The 20,424-nt window shown below is 68.2% G+C and carries 17 protein-coding genes; 10 read left to right on the forward strand and 7 right to left on the reverse strand.

What is annotated here, in order from left to right; all coding sequences use genetic code 11:
• Window positions 1–11: 11 nt before the first annotated feature.
• From ACIBL3_RS13985 to ACIBL3_RS14005, 5 genes are read right to left on the reverse strand one after another with little or no spacing between them, the layout of a single operon-like run.
• On the reverse strand, window positions 12–1,118 hold the full coding sequence (locus ACIBL3_RS13985) for a Gfo/Idh/MocA family protein (RefSeq protein WP_396353660.1): 1,107 nt from the start codon (window positions 1,116–1,118) through the stop codon (window positions 12–14).
• The gene (locus ACIBL3_RS13990; RefSeq protein WP_396353661.1) at window positions 1,096–1,887 is read right to left on the reverse strand and encodes a ThuA domain-containing protein; all 792 of its coding nucleotides are present in this window, start codon (window positions 1,885–1,887) and stop codon (window positions 1,096–1,098) included. Before ACIBL3_RS13990 ends, ACIBL3_RS13985 begins: the two co-directional genes overlap by 23 nt.
• 19 nt (window positions 1,888–1,906) lie before the next feature.
• Window positions 1,907–2,722 (reverse strand): carbohydrate ABC transporter permease, encoded by an 816-nt coding sequence (locus ACIBL3_RS13995; protein WP_396353662.1) that lies wholly within the window; start codon window positions 2,720–2,722, stop codon window positions 1,907–1,909.
• A gap of 15 nt (window positions 2,723–2,737) precedes the next feature.
• Window positions 2,738–3,694, reverse strand: coding sequence for a carbohydrate ABC transporter permease (locus ACIBL3_RS14000; RefSeq protein WP_396353663.1), 957 nt, complete (start codon window positions 3,692–3,694; stop codon window positions 2,738–2,740).
• A gap of 5 nt (window positions 3,695–3,699) precedes the next feature.
• Window positions 3,700–4,932: an extracellular solute-binding protein gene (locus ACIBL3_RS14005; protein ID WP_396353664.1), complete on the reverse strand. Its 1,233-nt coding sequence runs from the start codon at window positions 4,930–4,932 to the stop codon at window positions 3,700–3,702.
• Between the two features lie 188 nt (window positions 4,933–5,120).
• Here ACIBL3_RS14005 and ACIBL3_RS14010 point away from each other — a divergent pair, with 188 nt between their 5' ends.
• The 7 genes from ACIBL3_RS14010 to murQ all read left to right on the forward strand — a co-directional run bounded on the left by ACIBL3_RS14010 (window position 5,121) and on the right by murQ (window position 15,502).
• Window positions 5,121–6,137 carry a LacI family DNA-binding transcriptional regulator gene (locus tag ACIBL3_RS14010; RefSeq protein WP_396353665.1) on the forward strand — a complete coding sequence of 339 codons (1,017 nt, stop codon included), beginning with the start codon at window positions 5,121–5,123 and terminating at the stop codon, window positions 6,135–6,137.
• A gap of 99 nt (window positions 6,138–6,236) precedes the next feature.
• Window positions 6,237–8,039 (forward strand): glycoside hydrolase family 3 protein, encoded by a 1,803-nt coding sequence (locus tag ACIBL3_RS14015; RefSeq protein ID WP_396353666.1) that lies wholly within the window; start codon window positions 6,237–6,239, stop codon window positions 8,037–8,039.
• A gap of 2 nt (window positions 8,040–8,041) precedes the next feature.
• Complete coding sequence (locus tag ACIBL3_RS14020) at window positions 8,042–10,585, forward strand: glycoside hydrolase family 3 N-terminal domain-containing protein (protein WP_396353667.1); 2,544 nt, start codon at window positions 8,042–8,044, stop codon at window positions 10,583–10,585.
• A gap of 25 nt (window positions 10,586–10,610) precedes the next feature.
• Entirely contained in the window at window positions 10,611–11,894 is a 1,284-nt protein-coding gene (locus ACIBL3_RS14025) for an exo-beta-N-acetylmuramidase NamZ domain-containing protein (protein ID WP_396353668.1), read from the forward strand.
• Window positions 11,891–13,615 carry a serine hydrolase gene (locus ACIBL3_RS14030; protein ID WP_396353669.1) on the forward strand — a complete coding sequence of 575 codons (1,725 nt, stop codon included), beginning with the start codon at window positions 11,891–11,893 and terminating at the stop codon, window positions 13,613–13,615. Before ACIBL3_RS14025 ends, ACIBL3_RS14030 begins: the two co-directional genes overlap by 4 nt.
• Window positions 13,616–13,650: 35 nt before the next feature.
• Window positions 13,651–14,538, forward strand: coding sequence for a MurR/RpiR family transcriptional regulator (locus ACIBL3_RS14035; RefSeq protein ID WP_396353670.1), 888 nt, complete (start codon window positions 13,651–13,653; stop codon window positions 14,536–14,538).
• Window positions 14,539–14,608: 70 nt separating this feature from the next.
• Window positions 14,609–15,502, forward strand: coding sequence for an N-acetylmuramic acid 6-phosphate etherase (murQ, locus tag ACIBL3_RS14040; RefSeq protein WP_396353671.1), 894 nt, complete (start codon window positions 14,609–14,611; stop codon window positions 15,500–15,502).
• Window positions 15,503–15,604: 102 nt separating this feature from the next.
• Here murQ and ACIBL3_RS14045 read toward each other — a convergent pair whose 3' ends face one another.
• Complete coding sequence (locus ACIBL3_RS14045) at window positions 15,605–16,183, reverse strand: 4'-phosphopantetheinyl transferase family protein (RefSeq protein ID WP_396353672.1); 579 nt, start codon at window positions 16,181–16,183, stop codon at window positions 15,605–15,607.
• 90 nt (window positions 16,184–16,273) lie between these two features.
• On the opposite strand from ACIBL3_RS14045, the gene ACIBL3_RS14050 reads away from it, so the two are divergent.
• A complete protein-coding gene (locus tag ACIBL3_RS14050) occupies window positions 16,274–17,443 on the forward strand; it encodes an MFS transporter (protein ID WP_396353673.1) in 1,170 nt (389 codons plus the stop codon).
• Here ACIBL3_RS14050 and coaA read toward each other — a convergent pair.
• Window positions 17,419–18,372, reverse strand: coding sequence for a type I pantothenate kinase (coaA, locus tag ACIBL3_RS14055; RefSeq protein ID WP_396353674.1), 954 nt, complete (start codon window positions 18,370–18,372; stop codon window positions 17,419–17,421). The two genes, ACIBL3_RS14050 and coaA, sit on opposite strands and share 25 nt — an antisense overlap.
• Before the next feature lie 223 nt (window positions 18,373–18,595).
• On the opposite strand from coaA, the gene ACIBL3_RS14060 reads away from it, so the two are divergent.
• Together ACIBL3_RS14060 and ACIBL3_RS14065 are read left to right on the forward strand one after the other, a co-directional pair.
• Window positions 18,596–19,528, forward strand: a complete 933-nt coding sequence (locus tag ACIBL3_RS14060; RefSeq protein ID WP_396353675.1) for an ABC transporter permease — start codon at window positions 18,596–18,598, stop codon at window positions 19,526–19,528.
• On the forward strand, window positions 19,522–20,412 hold the full coding sequence (locus ACIBL3_RS14065) for a carbohydrate ABC transporter permease (protein ID WP_396353676.1): 891 nt from the start codon (window positions 19,522–19,524) through the stop codon (window positions 20,410–20,412). The genes ACIBL3_RS14060 and ACIBL3_RS14065 overlap by 7 nt, the downstream gene beginning before the upstream one ends.
• Window positions 20,413–20,424: the final 12 nt, after the last annotated feature.

The following is a 20,424-nucleotide window of genomic DNA, read 5'->3' on the forward strand; positions in this document are numbered from 1 at the left end:
CGCGTACTGCTTCAGGACTCCAGACCGACGGCCTTCAACGGATTCGGCCACGCCTGGAGGGCGGCGTGCAGCGTCGGGTCCTGGACGGTCGCCAGGGCTTCGGCGTACGCGTCGGTGATGACGTCGGCGATCTGAACCGGTGTGCCAAGGGATGCAGACCGTACGGCGGCCTCGACCATGGCGACGCTGACGACGTTGGAGTGCACCTCGGACTGCGGGACCGTCGACTCCCGGACGGCGTCGACGAACTCCGCCAGTGAGCCCGCGATCTGCTCGGGTTCGTCCAGCAACGCGGACGGCAACGCCTCGCCTGATTCCAGTTCGGCGACGGGTGGGTTGTCGCCGTCCCAGGTCGCCGTACCGCCGGCTGCGCTTGCCCGCCAGCGGCCGTTCCACGACGTCTCCAGGCCGGGTGCGCACCAGCTTCCGGTGAAGGCGAAACGAGTGCCGTCGGCAAAGGTGAACACGGCGTTGGCGGCCGCGTTGCCGTCGAACCAGCTCCAGTCCGGGTTGTAGGACTCGCAGTACACCGACACCGGTTCGGAGCCGATCAGCTTGCGGGACAGGTCGAACTGGTGAATCGCCATGTCGACAAGCAGTGGCTCGGCCATCCGCTCCCGGAATCCGCTGAAGTGTGGCGCCTTGAAGAACTCGCAGGACAGTGACCCGATCCGGCCGAGCTCGGCGAGTTGGCGGCCGAAGGCGTTGCCGGCCTGGAAGTAGCGCCGGGACTGCGACACCATCAGCAGCTTGCCGCTCACCTCGGACGCGGCGACCATCCCGAGGCACTCGCGGACCGTCTCGGCCAGCGGCTTCTCGCACAGCACTGGAAGCCCACGCTGCAAGGCCTCCACGCTCACCTTGGGATGCGCGACCGGCACCGTGACGTCGATGACCGCATCCGCCGCGTCGGCGAGTTCACCGAGCGACGCGGCCACCGGTACGGCGCCGTACCCGTGCTCGTCGGCCGCCTTCCGGGCCACGTCGACGTCGAGGTCGACCAGGCCGACCAAGTCGACATCAGGATTGTCGGCAATCGTCCGGAGCCAGGCCCGGCCCATGCCGCCGGCGCCGACCTGGAGAAGGCGCAATGGCTCAGGCATCAGCACGCTCTTCATGGGACTCAGCCTCGATGGGGCCGGTGTAGCCGTGGCCGTTGAAGAAGTCCTCGGTCTCGTAGCGAAGGAGAGTCGGCACCTTCCGCTCGGGCAGGTCGGTGTTCACCCACGCGACGCCGTTCGCGATCACCTTGCGGACGTCCTTGTGGTGGTAGACCGGGTAGTCCTGGTCGCCCGGCGAGAAGTAGAAGATCTTGCCGTGCCCGCGCCGGAACGTGCAGCCGGACCGGAACACCTCGCCACCGGAGAACGACGAGACGAAGATCAGCTCGTCCGGCACCGGGATGTCGAAGAACTCGCCGTACATCTCCTGCTGCTCGATGATGATGGGGTGCGGCACGCCCTGCGCGATCGGGTGCGTCGGGTTCACCGTCCAGACCAACTCGCGGTCCCGCTCACTGCGCCACCGCAGCGTGCACGACGTCCCCATCAGCTTGCCGAAGATCTTCGACCAGTGGCCGGAGTGCAGTACGACGAGACCCATCCCGGACAGCACGTGCTGGTAGACCCGCTCGACCACCGCGTCGTCGACCTCGCCGTGCGCCGCGTGCCCCCACCACACCAGGACGTCGGTCCGCGCCAGCACCTCCTCGGTCAAGCCGTGCTCGGGCTCGTCGAGCGTCGTCGTGCTGACCGACACCTCGGCGCCGAGGTTGTCGCTGATCCCGGCGGCGATCGTCGAGTGCATGCCGTCGGGGTAGATCTCGGCGACGTGCGGCTCGACCTGCTCGTGCCGGTTCTCGCCCCAGACGAGTACACGAATCGTCATAGTTATCTGTCCTTAAGGGTTATTTGACGGCTCCGCCGATGGCGCCGGCGGCGATGTACTTCTGCGCGGCGACCAGCAGCACGATGGCCGGGATCGCCGAGAGCACCGCGGTCGCCATCACCGCGTTCCAGTTCTGCACCTGGGTGCCGAGGTACTGGTAGATCCCGAGCGTCACCGGCCGCACGCCGCCCTTGGTGGTCAGCGTGAGCGCGAACAGGAAGTCGCTCCAGGAGAAGAGGAAACTGAACAGTCCCGCGGTGATCAGGGAGTTCTTGCTGATCGGCAGCACGATCGCCACGAACGCGCGGAACAGCCCGGCGCCGTCCACCCGCGCGGCCTCCACCAGCGACGGCGGCAGCGAGAGCATGAACGAGCGCAGGATCAGGATCGCGAACGGGATCCCGCTGCTGCAGTTGGCCAGGATCAGGCCCGGGATCGAGTTCAGCAGCCCGAGCCGCTCGTACGCCGTGTAGAGCGCGTTGGCGATCACGATGCCCGGGATCATCTGCGAGATCAGGATCGCCAGCAGCCCGACCGACACCCAGCGGGACCGGAACTGCGAGAGCGCGTAGGCGCACGGGGTGGCGATCGCCAGGCTGAGCACCACGGTGCCCGCGGCAATGATCATGCTGGTGACCAGGTTGCCGCCCTGCTCGCTGAGCGCGCGCTTGTAGCCGGCGAAGGTCGGGTCCAGCGGCAGGAAGCCGGCGGTCAGGGTGTTGCCGGACTGCTGCAGGGACGCGTTCACCATCCAGTAGACGGGGAACAGCATGACGCACAGGATCAGTACGCCGATCACGGTGTAGACACCGCGACGGACAGTTGAGTCGGTCATCGTCGTACCCCCTTCCTACTCGTCGACGGCGCGCCGGGTGCTGCGCAGGTAGAAGATCGCGAACAGGAACGAGATCGCGATCAGGATGTTGCTCAGTGCCGCGCCCTCGCCGAACTTGAAGTCGATGAACGACCGCTCGTACGACTGGGTCGCCAGCGTCTGGGTGGCGTTGGCCGGACCGCCGCCGGTGAGGCCGAGGATGATGTCCAGGACCTTGATCGTGTAGACCACGCCGAGCATCAGCAGTACGCTCGCCACCGCCCGCAGGTTCGGCCAGGTGATGTACCAGAACGCCCGCCAGCCGGTGGCGCCGTCCAGCTGACCCGCCTCGTACAGCTCGTCCGGGATCTCGGACAGGCCGGAGTACAGCAGCGTCACGTTGAACGGGATGCCGATCCAGATGTTCACCCCGATCACCGCGATCAGCGCGACCGACGGCGAGTTCAGCCAAGGCACCGGGTCGTCGATGATCCCGATCCCGGTCAGCGTGCGGTTGAGGATGCCGCTGTCCTGCTCGAGGATCGACCGCCAGGTCGCGCTGGACACGATCAGCGGCAGCAGCCACGGCAGCAGGAGCAGCGACCGCAGCACGCTGCTGAGCGGGAACTTCCGGTGGAAGAACAGCGCCAGTCCCAGCCCGATGACGAACTGGAAGCTGATCGAGCCGATGGTGAACAACGCCGTGTTGACCATCGCCTGCGAGAACAGGTTGTCGGTCACCACCGCGGTGTAGTTCTTCAGCCCGACCCAGGGCGCCTGCCCGGTGAAGAAGGTCCGCAGGCCGTAGTCCTGCAGGCTCATCATGAAGTTCTTCACCACCGGGTAGCCGAACAGCGCGACCATCGCCAGTGCGGCCGGCAGCACGAACAGGACCTTGGTCAGGTCCTCACCCCGGTGGCGCCGGCCCCGGAGCCTGCGAACAGGCTCCGGGCCGGGTGTCTCCGTCGTACGCGTCAAGGTCGCGTGCGCCATCGCGATCAGCCGCCGGAGGCCTGCTTGAAGGCGTCCTGGGCCGAGGCCTTACCGGTCAGCGCCAGCTGGATGGCCTGGTAGATCACCTTGGCGGCCTCCGGCCACTTCTCGCCCAGCTTGCCGGTCCGGGACCGCGCGGTCTTGATCTGCTCGGTGAACGCCTTCATCGACGGCACTTCCTTGACGTACTGGTCGAGCAGCGCGGTCTTGGTCGGCACCGTGTACCGGGCCTTCGCCCAGGCCAGCTCGTTCTCGTCCGAGTTCAGGCACTTCACGAAGTCGGCGGCCTTCTGCTGCTTGGCCTGGTCCTTGTTCAGCGGGACCGTCCAGGCCTCACCACCGAGCGGCGCGACCGGCGTCTGGTCCGGCTTGTTCAGCGGGAACGTGACCACCTCCCACTTGACGTTCGGGGCCTTCTCCAGCGCCGGGATCTGCCACGGACCGTTCACCATCATCGCGGCCTTGCCGGCCACGAACTGGTCCTTGGCGTCGCCCTGGGTCCAGTTGATGACGCTCTTCGACGCCGAGCCGGACTGCACCAGGTCGACCCACAGCTGCAGTGCCTCGGCCACCTGCGGGCTGGTCAGGTCGGTCTCGTCACCGCCGTTGGTCCACATCGCCGGCAGGAACTGCCAGGAGCCTTCGTACGTCGCGTTGGCGTTGAAGGCGATGCCGTACCGGCCGGGCTTGGTGAGCTTCTTGGCCGCGACCTTCAGCTCGTCCCAGGTCTTCGGCGGCTGGACGCCGGCCTCCTGCAGCATCTGCGTGTTGTAGAACAGCGCAATCGTGTTCGTCACCGGCGCCAGTCCGTAGAGCTTGCCGTCGTACGACGTCGCGTCGACCATGCCCTGGATGACGCCGTCCCCAGTCAGGCCCATGTCGTTCAAGGGCGCCAGCGCACCAGTTGCGGCGATCTGCTGCACGTCCGGGTTGTCCAGCATCAGCACGTCCGGCAGCGTCTTCGACGACGCCTGCTGCAGCACCTTCTGGATCAAGGTGTCACCAGGCACCGTCTCCCGCTGGATGGTGATGCCGAGCTGGCTGGCGCACGAGTCGAGACCCTTCTGGACCAGCGACTTGTCCGGGTCGTTGTTGTAGTAGTCCAGAATCGTGAGGCTCTTGACGGTGTCGCCGGACGAGGCCGAGGACTGGTCGCCGCCGTTGTCACCACAGGCGGCCAGCACGAGCGACAGGGCCGTCGCACCCGCCAGCGCAGCGGTGAGCCGCTGACTGATCATGACTTGCGCTCCTTCGGAGGGGATGGTCGGAGGCCACTCAGGGGTGCGTTGATCAAAACGCTTAACCGTGGGCCGCCGAGAGGGGCCGTTCACTTGTGGGATTGTCGGTAAACCGCTTAACTGAGGTGTCCAAGGACTATGTTCCTTGGGTCACACCGGTGTCAATAGTTCAGAGGGGACCGAATCGCATGGTGACCATGAAGGACGTCGCCCAGCGCGCCGGTGTATCGATCGCGACCGTCTCCTTCCTGCTGAACGACACCAAGCCGGTGACGGCGGCCACCCGGGCCCGGATCGAGCAGGCGATGGCCGACCTCGGCTACCGCCGCAATGTGGTCGCCCGGGCGCTGGCCAGCCGGCGGACGCACATCATCGCGATGGCGTACCCGGCGCTGGACCACAAGTTCGGCTTCTCGGCCGCGGAGTTCTTCACCAGTGCCGCCGACGCGGCTCGCAAGCAGGACTACCACCTCGTCCTCTGGCCGGTCGGCAACGACGGCACCGAGCTGACCGAGCTCGTCGGCCAGGGTCTGGTCGACGGCGTCGTGCTGATGGAGGTTCAGCTGGACGACCCGCGGGTCACGGTCCTGCAGCAGGCTGGGACACCGTTCGCGATGATCGGGCGGACGAGCACGCTCGAGGGGTTGTCCCATGTCGACATCGACTTCGATCGGACGGTCGAGGACGCGGTCGAGTACCTCTACGGTCTCGGGCACCGGCGGCTGACGCTGATCTCGGGCAACCTCAACGACCCGCTGTTCAGCACCTACGGACCCTACGTCCGTTCCGAAGCGGCCTACCGCCGGGTCGCCGCGGAGTACGGCCTGGAGACCGTCGTACTGGAGAGCTCCGGCTCTACGATGGCCGGACAGGACGCGATGGCCCGCCTCGTCCGCGAGTATCCGGACACGACCGCCGTCCTGATCGTCAACGAGTTCGCCGCGCTCGGCGCGGTGGCCGGCCTGCACCGCCTCGGCCGCCGGGTCCCCGAGGACATCTCGGTCCTGCCGTTGCTGATGGCTCCGGAGATGGCCGCCCTCACCAACCCCGAACTCAGCATCATGCGGACACCCGGCCCCGAGCTCGGCCAGCTCGGCACCGAAGCCCTCATTCGCCAGCTGGAAGGCGCTGACCCCCTGCCACCCCAACTGGTCCCGGCCAAGCTCCACCCGGGCGCGACCACCGCTCCACCCCCGGCTACGTAGCGTCAGTTAGTAGTTTGCCCTTGACCCGCTGTGGTGGTGTGGGTAACTTTCGCGTCGCGGGGGAGCGCCTGTAATTCAATAACCTGTAGGGGGTCTGTCATGTCCGCCTTGCGCCGATTGAGCCTCGCCGGCCTCGCCACCGCTACCGCGATTGCCGGGGTCGGAGTCTCCACCGCCGCCAGCGCTCAACCGCCCGAACCCGTCGGGAACGACCAGGCCGCCCAACTCGGCCGCACCATCCAGCGGATGTCGCTGGAGGAGAAGGTCGGGCAGATGTTCGTGCTGTTCGGCTACGGGCCGAACGCCAACCAGCCCGACGCCCGCAACACCAGCCTGTACGGCGTCGCCACGCCCGCCGAGGTGGTCGCCAAGTACAAGCCGGGCGGCTGGATCTACTTCAGCGCCCGCGGCAACGTGGAGAACCCGACGCAACTGGCGACGTACTCGAACCAGTTGCAGCAGACCGCCACCAGCGTGGGCCTGCGTGTCCCGCTGACGATCGCGACCGACCAGGAGCAGGGCGTCGTGGTCCGGATCGGCCCGCCGGCCACTCAGTTCGGCGGCAACATGGCGCACGGCGCCACCCGGAACACCGCGGACGCGCGGACCGCCGCCGGCATCACCGGCCGCGAGCTGAAGGCGATGGGCATTCGGCAGGACTACGCCCCGGTCGCTGACGTCAACGTGAACGCGCTCAACCCGGTGATCGGTGTGCGCTCGTTCTCCAGCGACCCGCAGCTGGTCTCGGACATGACCGTCGCGCAGGTCCAGGGCTACCAGCGCGACGCCGGCATCATGGCGACCGCGAAGCACTTCCCGGGCCATGGTGACACCCGCGACGACAGCCACACCGCGCTGCCGACGATCAACCACACCCTCGAGGAGTGGAACACGATCGACGCGCCGCCGTTCAAGGCCGCGATCAAAGCCGGGATCGACTCGATCATGACCGCGCACATCGTGGTCCCGTCGCTCGACCCGTCCGGCGACCCGGCGACGCTCAGCAAGCCGATCCTGACCGGAGTGCTGCGCGAGCAGCTCGGCTTCAAGGGCCTGATCATCACCGACGCGCTCGAGATGGCCGCCGTCCGCCAGCAGTACGGCGACGCCGAGGTCGCGGTCCGGGCGATCGAGGCCGGCGCGGACCAGTTGCTGCTGCCGCCGGCGCCGGACGTGCAGTTCAACGCGGTCCTGGACGCGGTCCGCTCGGGCCGGATCAGCGAGAAGCGGGTCGACGAGAGCGTGCTGCGGATCCTGCTGATGAAGCTGAAGAACGGCGTCCTGCTCAACCCGTACGTCGACCCCGCGAAGATCCCGTCCACGGTCGGCACGCCGGCCAGCCTGGCGACCGCGCAGAAGATCGTCGACAAGTCCGTCACGCTGGTCAAGAACGACGCGAACGCCGTACCGCTCAGCACCGACCCGCGGAAGATCCTGGTCACCGGGTGGGGCGTGAGCACGACGCAGTCGCTGGCCAACAGCCTGACCACCCGCGGAGCCACGACAACGGTCGCGCAGACCGGAGCGGCGCCGTCCGACGCGGCGATCGCGGATGCCGTGGCCAAGGCCAAGCAGAACGACGTCACCGTCGTGCTGACGATGAAGGCGTGGGACACCACCGTCACGGACAAGCTGGCCAAGCAGCAGAAGCTGGTGAAGGATCTGCTCGCCACCGGCAAGACGGTGATCGTGGTCGCCGTCCGCGACCCGTACGACATCGCGTACTTCGACGCGGCGCCGACGTACCTGGCCACCTACGGGTTCGCCGCGGTGTCGATGGAGTCGCTCGCGAAGGCGCTCTACGGGGAGATCAGCCCGACCGGCAAGCTCCCGGTCGACATCCCGGTCGCCGGCGACCCGGCGACGCCGCTCTACCCCTTCGGCCACGGACTGACCTGGTGACGATGGAGTTCACCCGTCGCCAAACCCTCGGCCTCGCCGCAGCTGCGGTCGCCGGCACCACCGTTGCCGGCACCACGGCTGCGCACGCAGGCAGCGACCGCTGTGTCCGCGAGACGCTGCAACGGATGACGCTGGAGCAGAAGGTCGGCCAGCTGTTCGTCTGCTACGCCTACGGGCCGACGGCGGACACGGCCGACCCGCGCAACACCAGCCTGTACGGCGTTGCCACGCCGGCCGAGGTGGTCCGCAAGTACCACCTCGGCGGGGTGATCTACTTCGCCTGGACGGACTCGACCAAGGACCCGCAGCAGATCGCCCGGCTCTCCAACGGGCTGCAGAGCGCGTCGATCGGCAGCACCGGGATCCCGCTGCAGATCAGCACCGACCAGGAGTACGGCGTGGTGTTCCGCGTCGGACCGCCCGCGACACAGTTCCCGGGCGCGATGGCGCTGGGCGCGACGCGGTCCGGGCAGTTCGCCCGGCTCGCGGCCGGCATCGGCGGCCGGGAACTGCGCGCGGTCGGCGTCACCACCGACTTCGCGCCGGTCGCCGACGTCAACGTGAACCCGCTGAACCCGGTGATCGGGGTCCGCTCGTTCTCGTCCGACCCCAGGCTGGTCGCCGAGCTCACCGCCGAACAGGTGAAGGGCTACCAGCGCGACGGCCGGATCGTGTCGACCGCGAAGCACTTCCCGGGTCACGGCGACACCCGGGACGACAGCCACACTTCGCTGCCGACGATCAACCACAGCGTCGAGGAGTGGAACACGATCGACGCGCCGCCGTTCCGGGCGGCGATCCGGGCCGGGATCGACGCGATCATGACCGCGCACATCGTGGTCCCGTCGCTGGACGCGTCCGGCGACCCGGCCACACTGAGCCGGCCGATCCTGACCGGGATCCTGCGCGAGCAGTTGCGCTTCGACGGGGTCGTGATCACGGACTCCCTGGGTATGAAGGGCGTCCGGGACAAGTACGGCGACGCGGAGATCCCACTGCGGGCACTCGAGGCCGGCGTCGACCAACTGCTGATGCCGGTGAACCCGCAGTTGGCATTCGACTCGGTGATCGGCGCCGTTCGCGCCGGCCGGATCAGCGAGGAGCGGATCGACCAGAGTGTCGAGCGCATCCTGAAGCTCAAGCTGAAGACCGGCGTCGTGGATCGCCCGTACGTCGATCTGACGCAGGTCGCGAAGGTGGTCGGCACTCCGTCGAACTACGCGGCCGCGCAGCGGATCGCCGACCGCAGTACGACGCTGCTGAAGAACGACGCGGGCATGCTGCCGTTGTCACCGGCGCCGCGGAAGGTCCTGGTCGCCGGGTACAGCCCGGCCGCCCTCGGGACCGCACTGCAGGGTCGGGGCGCGACAGTGACGGTCAAGGACACCGGCGCGACACCGACCGACGCCCGGATCGACGAGGCGGTGGCGGCGTCCGCGGTCGCCGACCTCACCGTCGTACTGACGATGAAGGCGTGGGACACCACAGTCACCGACAAGCAGGGCAAGCAGCAGAAGCTCGTCAACGCCCTGCTGGCGACCGGGCGGCCGGTGATCGTGGTCGCCGTACGGGATCCGTACGACGTCGCGTACTTCCCGTCGGCGAAGACCACGCTGGCCACCTACGGGTATGCGGCGGCGTCGATGGAGGCGCTGGCGAAGGTCCTGTACGGCGAACTCGCGCCGACCGGGAAGCTGCCGGTCGCGATCCCGGCGCAACCCGACCCGGCGCAGACCCTGCACCCGTTCGGGCACGGCCTCACCTTCGACCCGCGGGATACCCGGCTGACCGTTGCCTCGTACAACATTCATGCCGGCGCCGGGTCGGACAACGTGTTCGACCTGGAGCGGACCGCGCAGGCCCTGAAGGCGCTCGACGCCGACGTGATCGGGCTGCAGGAGGTCGACGTGCACTGGGGTGCGCGCAGCGAGTGGCTGGACACGTTGGCCGAGCTCGCGCAGAAGCTCGGGATGTACGCCGGGTTCGCGCCGATCTACGACCTCGACCCGCCCGCGGCCGGTCAACCACGCCGGCAGTACGGCGTCGGCGTACTGTCCCGCTTCCCGCTGGTCCGGATCGAGAACCACCCGATCACCCGGCTCTCGACCCAGGACCCGAACCCGGTCCCGGCTCCGGCGCCCGGCTTCCTCGAGGCCGAGCTCGACGTTCGTGGCCGCCGGGTGCACGTGTACTCCACCCACCTGGACTACCGCGCCGACCCGTCGGTCCGGCAGGCCCAGGTCGCCGACACGATGAAGATCCTCGCGCAGGACCGGCGGAAGGACCTGCAGATCCTGACCGGCGACTTCAACGCCGAGGCGAACGCTCCCGAGCTCGCCGGGCTGTGGAGCCGCCTCACCGACAGCTGGACGGCGGCCGCCTCGACGGACGGCGGTCCCAGCACGTACCCCGCGGTCGATCCGGTGAAGCGGATCGACTTCGCCACCGTCGGCGCCGGGTTCCGCGTCCGGTACGCCTCTGTACCCCCTGAGCAAGCGGCCAGTGACCACCGCCCCGTGGTGGCCGACCTGTTGTTCCGCCCGTAACGCCTTTGCCTGAAGGAGAAGACCGATGAAGCGCCGCAGTTTGCTCGCGGGCGCCGGTGCCCTGGCCGCCGCCCCCTTGATCGACGTACCGGCGGCCCAGGCCGACCCGACGCCCAGCAGGCGCAAGACGATGACGGGTGCGGAGGTGCTGGCCGCGGACGGCTGGCGCGCGCTGGCCGGCCAGAAGGTCGGCGTGATCAGCAACCCGACCGGCATCCTGCCCGACCTCAGCCACATCGTCGACACCATGCACGCGTCCGGGCAGGTCAACGTGGTCGCGGTCTTCGGACCCGAGCACGGCTTCCGCGGATCCGCGCAGGCCGGCGGGTCCGAGGGTGACCACATCGACCCGCGCACCGGGATCATGGTCTACGACGCGTACGGCGCGACCGCGACCAAGCTCGCCGACCTCTACACGAAGTCCGGCGTGGAGACGGTTGTCTTCGACATCCAGGACGTCGGCGCCCGGTTCTACACCTACATCTGGACGATGTACGAGGCGATGATCGCGGCCACCCGGACCGGCGCGAAGTTCGTCGTGCTGGACCGGCCGAACCCGGTCGGCGGGTACGCCCGCGGCCCGATGCTCAAGCCCGGCTACATTTCCGGCGTGGGCAAGGAGGAGATCATCCAGCAGCACGGGATGACAGTGGGCGAGCTGGCCCGGCTGTTCAACGCCGAGTACCTGCCGCTGGACGCCGACGGCAAGCAGCTGACCGAGCTCCAGGTCATCGAGCTGAAGAACTGGAAGCGGGACCAGTTGTACGACGACACCGGCCTGACCTGGGTGATGCCGAGCCCGAACATGCCGACCCCGGACACCGCGCTGCTCTACCCGGGCATGTGCCTGTTCGAGGCGACCAACATGTCCGAGGGTCGCGGTACGACGCGGCCGTTCGAGCTGATCGGGGCGCCGTACGTCGACTACAAGTGGGCCGAGGCGCTCCAGACCAAGGACATCCCTGGAGTGGAGTTCCGGGAGGCGTACTTCACGCCGTTCATCTCCAAGAACGCCAACGTGCTGTGCGGCGGCGTCCAGGTGCTGATCACCGACCCGCACAAGGTGGAGGCGATCACCGCCGCGACCCACATGATCGTGGAGGCGCGCCGGCTGTACTCAGGCTTCGCCTGGCGGACCGAGAACCCGCCCGGGCGCTGGATCGACCTGCTGACCGGGTCGGACCGGTTCCGGACCATGCTGACCGCGGGCGCATCGGCCGAGGAGATCGTGGCGGCCTGGAAGTCCGAGACCGACGCGTGGACCGCGCGGCGGGCGCAGTACCTGCTCTACAAGGGAGCGCACCGGTGAGACGTGTCGTCGGAATCGCGGTAGTCTCCACCGTGATGCTCGCCCTGACCACGCCGGCGGTTGCCAACGGCAACAGATCGGGCCGGTTCGACCGGCCGTACGACGGCTACGCACCGAAGACGACTCTCTTGCGCGAATCCACTCCGGCCCAGGCCGGTCTCGACCCCGCGCCGATCGACGCGGCGCTGGCCCAGGTGGACGCCTGGACCAGGCCGAACGGTACGGCGAAACCCCTGTACGCCGGCGCGGTCACGCTGCTCGGCCACGACGGGAAGATCGTCACCAAGACGGCCACCGGGATGGCGCTCAAGTACGCCGACGGAGCCGGCACCGAGCTGCCCGCCGACCAGCAGATCCCGATGCGCACCGACACCATCTTCGACATGGCGTCGGTGTCCAAGCTGTTCACCTCGATCGTGGTGATGCAGCAGGTGGAGAAGGGCAAGGTCGGCCTGGACACGCCGATCGCGTCGTATGTCCCGGAGTTCGGGGAGAACGGCAAGCAGGCGATCACGGTCCGGCAGGCGCTCACGCACACCACCGGGCTGCCGGCCTGGCTGCCGCTGTGGAGTGCCCGGCCGGATCCGGCCTCCCGGATGCAGATGGCGCTCACCGCGACCCCGACCAGCCCGGCGGGGACGAAGTACCTCTACAGCGACCTCAACCTGATCGCGCTGGGTGAGCTGGCGCACCGGGTGACCGGCAAGACGCTGGACAAGCTCGTTGCCGACGGCATCACCAAGCCGCTGCAGATGCGCGACACCGGCTACAACCCGGACGCCAAGAAGAAGCCGCGGATCGCGGCCACCGAGTTCCAGTCCGTGCCGCCGCGCGGGATGGTCTGGGGTTCGGTGCACGACGAGAACGCCTGGTCGCTGGACGGCGTCGCCGGTCACGCCGGCGTGTTCAGCACCGCGGACGACCTGGCGATTCTGGCCCAGACCTTCTTGAACGGCGGGAGCTACCGCGGCGCCCGGATCCTCAAGGAGTCGTCGGTGACCGCGATGATCACCAATTTCAACGGAGCCTTCCCGGGCAACGACCACGGGCTCGGGTTCGAGCTGAACCAGCGCTGGTACATGAACGGCCTGTCCGGTCCGCGAGCGGCCGGCCACACCGGGTACACCGGGACGTCGCTGGTGATCGACTTCGACTCGCGCTCGTTCGCGATCCTGCTGACCAACCGGGTGCACCCGAGCCGCAACTGGGGCAGCAACAACCCGGCGCGGCGGGCTGTCGCCCAGGGGCTGGCGCTCGCGCTCGGCGTCGGGCCGCGGCACGGGAAGGACGCCTGGTTCTCGGGTACGACGGACGGCGCGACCACGACCCTGGCCGCGCAGGTCGCCGTACCGGAGGGTGGGGCGAAGCTGTCGTTCGACATGTTCGTGGACACCGAGGAGACCGACCGGCTGTACCTGGAGACCTCGGCGGACGGAACCACCTGGACCAAGGTGCCGTTCACCGTGCTGGACCGGGGATCCGTGATCGAGCACGACGGGACGATCAGCGGCTCCGGCGACCGGCACTGGCACCAGGTGTTCGCCGATCTCGCGGCCGGTGAGCAGACGATCCGGTGGCGTTACACCTCCGACGCGCTCTACCAGGGCCGGGGTGTGTACGTCGACGGTGTGAAGATCACGAGTGAGAGTGGTGTTCTTCTCGACGGAGAACGAACGCCTGAGTCATTTACCGCCAACGGTTGGAGACTTTCGCGTCGGTGACACCACAGGGTGGTAAGTCGCCGTACCGTGCTGTCATGAACTCTGTTTCCTCTCCAGAACCCACGGGGCCGCTGCTGGTCCGGGTCCGCGCGGTGATGCCCGCGCTGGCGCCGGCCGAGCAGCGGGTGGCGAACGCGGTCCTCGCGGACCCGGGCGGAGTGGCGGCGATGACGATCTCCGAACTGGCCGAGGTGGCGTCCACCTCGGAGACCACGGTCATCCGGTTCTGCAAGCAGATCGGCGTCCCCGGCTACCCGCAGCTCCGCCTGCAGCTGGCGGCCCAGTCGGCGCAGGAGAGCATCCGGCCCGAGGTCGGCGGCGACATCGAGCCCGGTGACTCGCTGGCGGACGTGATCAACAAGGTCGCGTTCGCCGACGAGCGGGCGGTCCGCGAGACCGCCCAGCAGGTCGACGTCGACACCCTGGCCAAGGTGGTCGAGGCTGTCGTCAACGCACCGCGGGTGGATCTGTACGGCTTCGGGGCGAGCGCCTTCGTGGCGCTCGACCTGCAGCAGAAGCTGCACCGGATCCGCCGGGTCGCGTTCGCCTGGTCCGACGTCCACGTGGCGCTGCCCAGCGCCGCGTTGCTCGGCGACGGCGACGTGGCGATCGGCATCTCGCACACCGGTACGACGGTCGAGGTCGTCGAGGCGCTCGAGGAGGCGGCCAAGCACGGCGCTACAACGGTCGCCGTGACGAACTTCCCCCGGTCCCCGCTGGCTCGGACGGCCGACCTCGTGCTGACCACGGCTGCCCGCGAGACGACGTACCGCTCCGGCGCCATGTCGAGCCGGATCGCGCAGCTGACGGTGATCGACTGCCTGTTCATCGGCGTCGCCCAGCAGGTGCTGCCGGACGCCCGCAAGGCACTCGAGGAGACCGCGAGCTCGGTGCGCGGCCACCGCCTCAAGGGCTCCGAGTGAGCATGTCAATCATTTCCGTCAACGATCAACAGAATTGAAAATCCTTCAGTAGGAAACTAACATCGGAGCTGTGACCACGCCGACGGAGCAGCGCAACCCCAGGACGCTCGCCATCGATGCGGTGGGCACGACCGAGATCCTCCGGATGGTGAACGCCGAGGACGCCCGGGTGGCCGGCGCCGTCGGAGTCGTCATCCCCGAGCTGGCCCGCGCTGTGGACGCCGGCGTCGAGGCGGTCCGCAGCGGCGGCCGGGTCCACTACTTCGGCGCCGGTACGTCGGGTCGCCTGGCCGTCCTGGACGCGGCCGAGCTGCTGCCGACGTTCCACGCGCCGGAAGGCCTGGTGGTCGCCCACCACGCCGGCGGCATGGACGCGCTGCTCCGCGCGGTCGAGAACGTCGAGGACTCCGAGGAAGGCGGCGCGCTCGACGCGCGCACGGTCACCGCCACGGACCTCGTCATCGGCCTCGCAGCTTCCGGGAGCACGCCGTACGTCGCCGGCGCCCTGAAGGCCGCGCGAGCGGTCGGGGCGACCACCGTCCTGGTCACCTCGAACCCCGCCGCCCCCCTGGCGCCGCTGGCCGACATCGTGATCGCCGCCGACACCGGCCCCGAGGTGATCGCCGGCTCCACCCGGCTCAAGGCCGGCACCGCCCAGAAGATGATCCTGAACGCCTTCTCCACCACGCTCATGATCAAACTGGGCCGCACCTGGTCCAACCTGATGGTCGACCTGGTCGCCACCAACAAGAAACTCCGCGGCCGCATGCTCCGCATCCTCGCCGAAGCCACCGGCGCCGACCCCGAAGCCTGCGAATCCGCCTTGGCCGAAGCCGACGGCGAACTCAAACCCGCCCTCGTCCACCTCCTCACCGGCACCCCCATCCCCGCCGCCCGAGCCGCCCTTGAAGCCGCCCACGGCCGAGTAGCCACCGCCCTGACCACCCTCGGCGCCCCCGCCTAACCGGGAACTGGTGGGCTTGAACAGGCTATTTGCTGTTCAAGGCCAGGGGAGGGGTGGCCAGGTCGGGAGTTCTGGCACGGCGGCGGGCATCGAGCCGGGCGGTTAGTTGTCTCGGGCAATCACTGAGGGGTTCAGCGGGCGCGGGCCGTGGTACTCGGTTAGGTGGATCTCGGGGGTTGAGGTGGGGGCCGCGACGGCTAGTACTGCGTTGGGGGTGTTGGGGAGGTGTTGTACGGCGAGGGTTGGGGTGGTGGGGAGGGGGCCGGTGGGGAGGGGCATGGGGCGGTGGAGGGCTTCGGGGCTCAGGGGGTGGCCTAGGGCTTTGGTTACTGCTTCCTTGGCGGTCCATAGGCGGAGAAAGGCGCGCATGGTGTCGGGCTGGCGGGACATCCAGTGGAGTTCTGTGGGGGTGAACCAGCGGTTCGCGAGGGCGTTTACCTCGCGGGGGTGGATGTCTTCGATGTCTATGCCGATGGGGGCAGCAAAGGAGGCGGCGGCCGCGATCCAGGAATGGCTGCGGCTGAGGCTTACGGCGAGGCCGGCTATGCGTGGTTGGCCGGATGGGGCGTGGTGCAGGGATGGGGTGCCTCCGAGTAAGGAGGCGGCCAGGTCGAGCAGCAGCGTGTGGGCGGCCGACGAGTTGCCGGCCGGGGCCAACCAGACGTGTACCGAGTCGTCCACCGGTAGAAGGTAACTGCTTCAATACTGGTCCTCTGCAGCGGGGCGTAACTGGATCTGTAGGGGAGACCGGTCTGTTCTTAGCGTTGAAGCATGACCACTTGCGAAGTAGCTCTCAGCCCCGCGGCACCGCGTCTGCTCACCGGTCAGTTCGGCCGGCTGCTGTTCACCGTGTTCGGGTCCGCGCTGAGCATGTACCTGCTCACGTCGGTGGTCCCGCTCTACCTGGCCGCCAGCGGATCCGGTGGCATCGGGGCCGGGCTGTCCACGGGCGCGATGATGCTGTCCGCGGTGGGCGTCGAGCTGCTGGTGCCCAGGATGATCGCCCGTTGGGGCTACCAGGTCGTCCTCGGGCTCGGACTGGTCCTGCTGGGTGCGCCGTCCCTGGTCCTGCTGACCACCGCATCCCTGCCGCTCGTGCTCGCGGTCTGTGTCGTCCGCGGCGCCGGACTGGCGATTCTGGTCGTCGGCGCGGTCGCGCTGATCGCCGAGGTGACCCCGGCGCACCGGCGCGGTGAGGCGTTCGGTGTGTACGGCGTGGTCGTCGGACTGCCCGCCGCGATCGGGCTGCCGCTGGGCGTCTTCCTGACCGGCGTGATCGGCTTCGACGCCCTGTTCGTTCTCGCCGCCGCGTCCTCGCTGATCGGTCTGCTCACGCTCGGCGGGATGCCCCGGCGGCCCAGCGTGGAAGAGCAGCACGTCAAGGTCCTCGGTGGTCTGCGCGGGAGCGGTCTGCTGATGCCGACGTTCGTGTTCGCCGCGGTCACCGTCGCCGCCGGCATCAGCGTCACCTTCCTGCCCCTGGCGGTTGCCGAGGAGAACCAGTCCCTGGTGGCCACCGCCCTGCTGATGCAGGCCATCACGGCACCCGGCGCCCGCTGGCTGGCCGGTCGGTACGGCGACCGCGTCGGTCCGGCCAAATTGCTGCCGGTGGCGCTGGTCCTGGCCACCCTCGGCGCCGGCGCCCTGGTCCTGATCGGGAGCGCGACCGCGATCGTCGTCGGCTCCACCCTCTTCGGGATCGGCTTCGGCGCCGCGCAGAACCTCACGCTGTCACTGATGTACAACCGCGTGCCGAAGTCCCGCTACGGCCAGGTCAGCGCGTTGTGGAACCTGGCGTACGACGGCGGCTGGGGCGTCGGCGCCATCGTCTTCGGCGCGATCGTCGCGGGCACCGGCTACTCGGTCGCCTTCGCCCTGACCGCAGCCGTCGTCGCGGTCGCGATCCTGCCCACGCTTCAGAGCTTGCGCAGCCGGACGTAACGTACGGTGTGGTCGGCGCCCTTGCGGAGGACCAGGGTGGCGCGCGATCGGGTCGGGAGGATGTTCTCCCGCAGGTTCGGGCCGTTGATGCCGTCCCAGAGCGACTCGGCCTTCTTGACCGCCTCGTCCCGGCTCAGCTCGCCGTACCGGACGAAGTACGACTCTGGGTTGCGGAAGGCCGTCTCCCACAGCTTGAGGAAGCGGTGCACGTACCAGGACCGGACGTCGTCGGCGGCGGCGTCGACGTACACGGAGAAGTCGAAGAAGTCGCTGACCGCGAGGCCGCTCTTGCCGTCCGCGTGCCGCGGCGCCGGCTGCAGGACGTTCAGGCCCTCGAGCAGCAGGATGTCCGGCTGCTCGACGGTGGTCCGTACGCCGGGCATCCGGTCGTAGTGCAGGTGTGAGTAGACCGGCGCCTCGACCGTGTCCATCCCGGACTTCACCTCGACCACGAAGCGCAGCAGCGCTTTGCGGTCGTACGACTCCGGGAAGCCCTTGCGCATCATCAGGTTCCGGCGTTCGAGCTCGGCGTTCGGCCAGAGGAACCCGTCGGTGGTGACGAGCGCGACCCGCGGGTGCTCGGGCCAGCGGGCCAGCAGCTCGCGCAGCAACCGGGCGGTGGTCGACTTGCCGACGGCAACCGACCCGCCGATGCCGATCACGAACGGCGTCCGGGTCGCGGCCGGCTTGCCGAGGAAGCTCTCGGTGTCGGCGTGCAGGGCGCGGGCGTGCCGGACGTACAGCGAGAGGATCCGCGACAGCGGCAGGTAGACCTCGCGCACCTCGTCCATGTCGATCTCGTCGCCGAGACCGCGCAGCCGCTCGATCTCCTCGGCCGTCAGCGGGGACACGGTCGTCTCGGCCAGTTGCGCCCAGGCCGCCCGGTCCAGCTCGGTGTAGGGAGTCACCTCCCGCGTCGGCTGCAGCATGAGGCCATTCTTCCCACCCCGGCGGATACGACCCACCCCGGGCGGGCGTGGCTTACGTCTCAACTACCTCACCGGACCGACTCCGGAAACCGCTTGCTCGACCTATTGACGGCCTGTGGGACCGTGCGTACGGTGTGTCCACGTTCAAGTATCGAAGTTCTCGACGAAAGTTTCGAGACCTCCGTGTGAGCGACAGAAACGACTCGGTGAGGAGGCTGCGGGCGTGCACAACCGCCGTGTTGAGGTACAGCGCCGCCGGGGTGTCTGGGCGGACGTGAAGCGGGACTGGCGGCTGTACGCGCTGCTGGCGCTGCCGATCGCGTACTTCGTCATCTTCAAGTACCTGCCGATGGCCGGGAACATCATCGCGTTCCGCCGCTTCGTGCCCGGCGGGTCGATGTTCGGCGAGCAGTGGGTCGGGCTGCGCTACCTCCGGATGTTCATCGAGGACCCGACCTTCTGGCAGGTGTTCCGCAACACCGTGGTGCTCGGCGGCCTGAGCCTGCTGGTCGTGTTCCCGATCCCGATCGTGCTGGCGCTGCTGCTCAACGAACTGCGCGGGCAGCGGTTCAAGAAGTTCGTCCAGACCGTGTCCTACCTGCCGCACTTCATCTCGGTGGTGATCGTGGCCGGCATGATCCTGCAGCTGGTTTCGCTGCACGGCACGGTCAACCAGGTGCTGAAGGCAACCACCGGCAGCACGGTGAACTTCATCCAGGACGCGGACTGGTTCCGGGCCATCTACGTGTCCTCCGACGTCTGGCAGACGGCCGGCTGGGGCACCATCCTCTACCTGGCCGCGCTCACCCAGATCGACGACACCTTGTACGAGGTGGCCCGGATCGACGGCGCCAACCGGTGGAAGCAGACCTGGCACATCACCCTGCCCGGGATCGCGCCGGCCGTGGTGACGCTGCTGATCCTGAACATCGGCTCGTTCCTGTCGGTCGGGTTCGAGAAGATCCTGCTGCTCTACAACCCGCTGACCTACGAGACCGCCGACGTCATCTCGACGTACCTCTACCGGGTCGGCCTGGTGTCGAACAACTTCTCCTACGCGACCGCGATCGGCCTGTTCGAGGCCGTGGTCGGCCTGACACTCGTCTTCGGCGCCAACGCGATCTCGCGCCGCGTACTGGGAGCGGGACTGTGGTGAACCAGGCGGCCGGCATCAAGGACAGCACCAGCTACCGGGTCTTCCAGGTCTTCAACGTCGCGATCCTGCTGCTGGTCGTGGTGCTCACGCTCTATCCGTTCCTGAACATCGTCGCGCAGTCGTTCAGCAGCGAGTCGGCGATCAGCGCGGGCAAGGTCAACCTGTTCCCGGTCGGCTTCGACACCTCGACGTACCAGGTCGTGATGAACGACGCGATGTTCTGGCGCAACTACGGCAACACCGTGCTCTACACCGTGGTGGCGACCGCGATCTCGCTGGTGCTCACCACCTGTATGGCGTACGTGCTGTCGAAGAAGCACCTGCGGGGGCGGACGTTCATCATCGGGTTCGTCGTGTTCACGATGTTCTTCAACGGCGGGCTGATCCCGAACTACGTGCTGGTCTCCCAGCTCGGGATGAAGAACACGCTGTGGGCGGTGGTGCTGCCGAACGCGATCAGTGTGTTCAACCTGCTGGTGATGAAGGCCTTCTTCGAGAACATGCCGCCGGAGCTGGAAGAGGCGGCGATGATCGACGGCCTGACCACGTTCGGCATCCTGCTGCGGATCGTGCTGCCGCTGAGCAAGGCGATCCTGGCCACGATGATGCTGTTCTACGCGGTGGCGAACTGGAACGCCTGGTTCGGCGCCTTCCTCTACCTCGACGACAAGTCGCTGTTCCCGGTCACCATCTACCTGCGGAACATGATCGCCGGCGCCACGTCCGGCACCTCTGCCGGCGCGACCGGTGACGACCTCACCCAGATCGCGGCCAGCATCAAGGCGGTGACGATGGTGCTCACCGTCCTGCCCATCCTCTGTGTCTACCCGTTCGTCCAGCGGTACTTCGTCACCGGCGTGATGCTCGGCTCCGTCAAGGGCTGAGACGCCGGACCG

Origin of the sequence: Kribbella sp. NPDC050124, assembly GCF_044460355.1 — a bacterium.
Taxonomy (GTDB): Bacteria; Actinomycetota; Actinomycetes; order Propionibacteriales; family Kribbellaceae; genus Kribbella.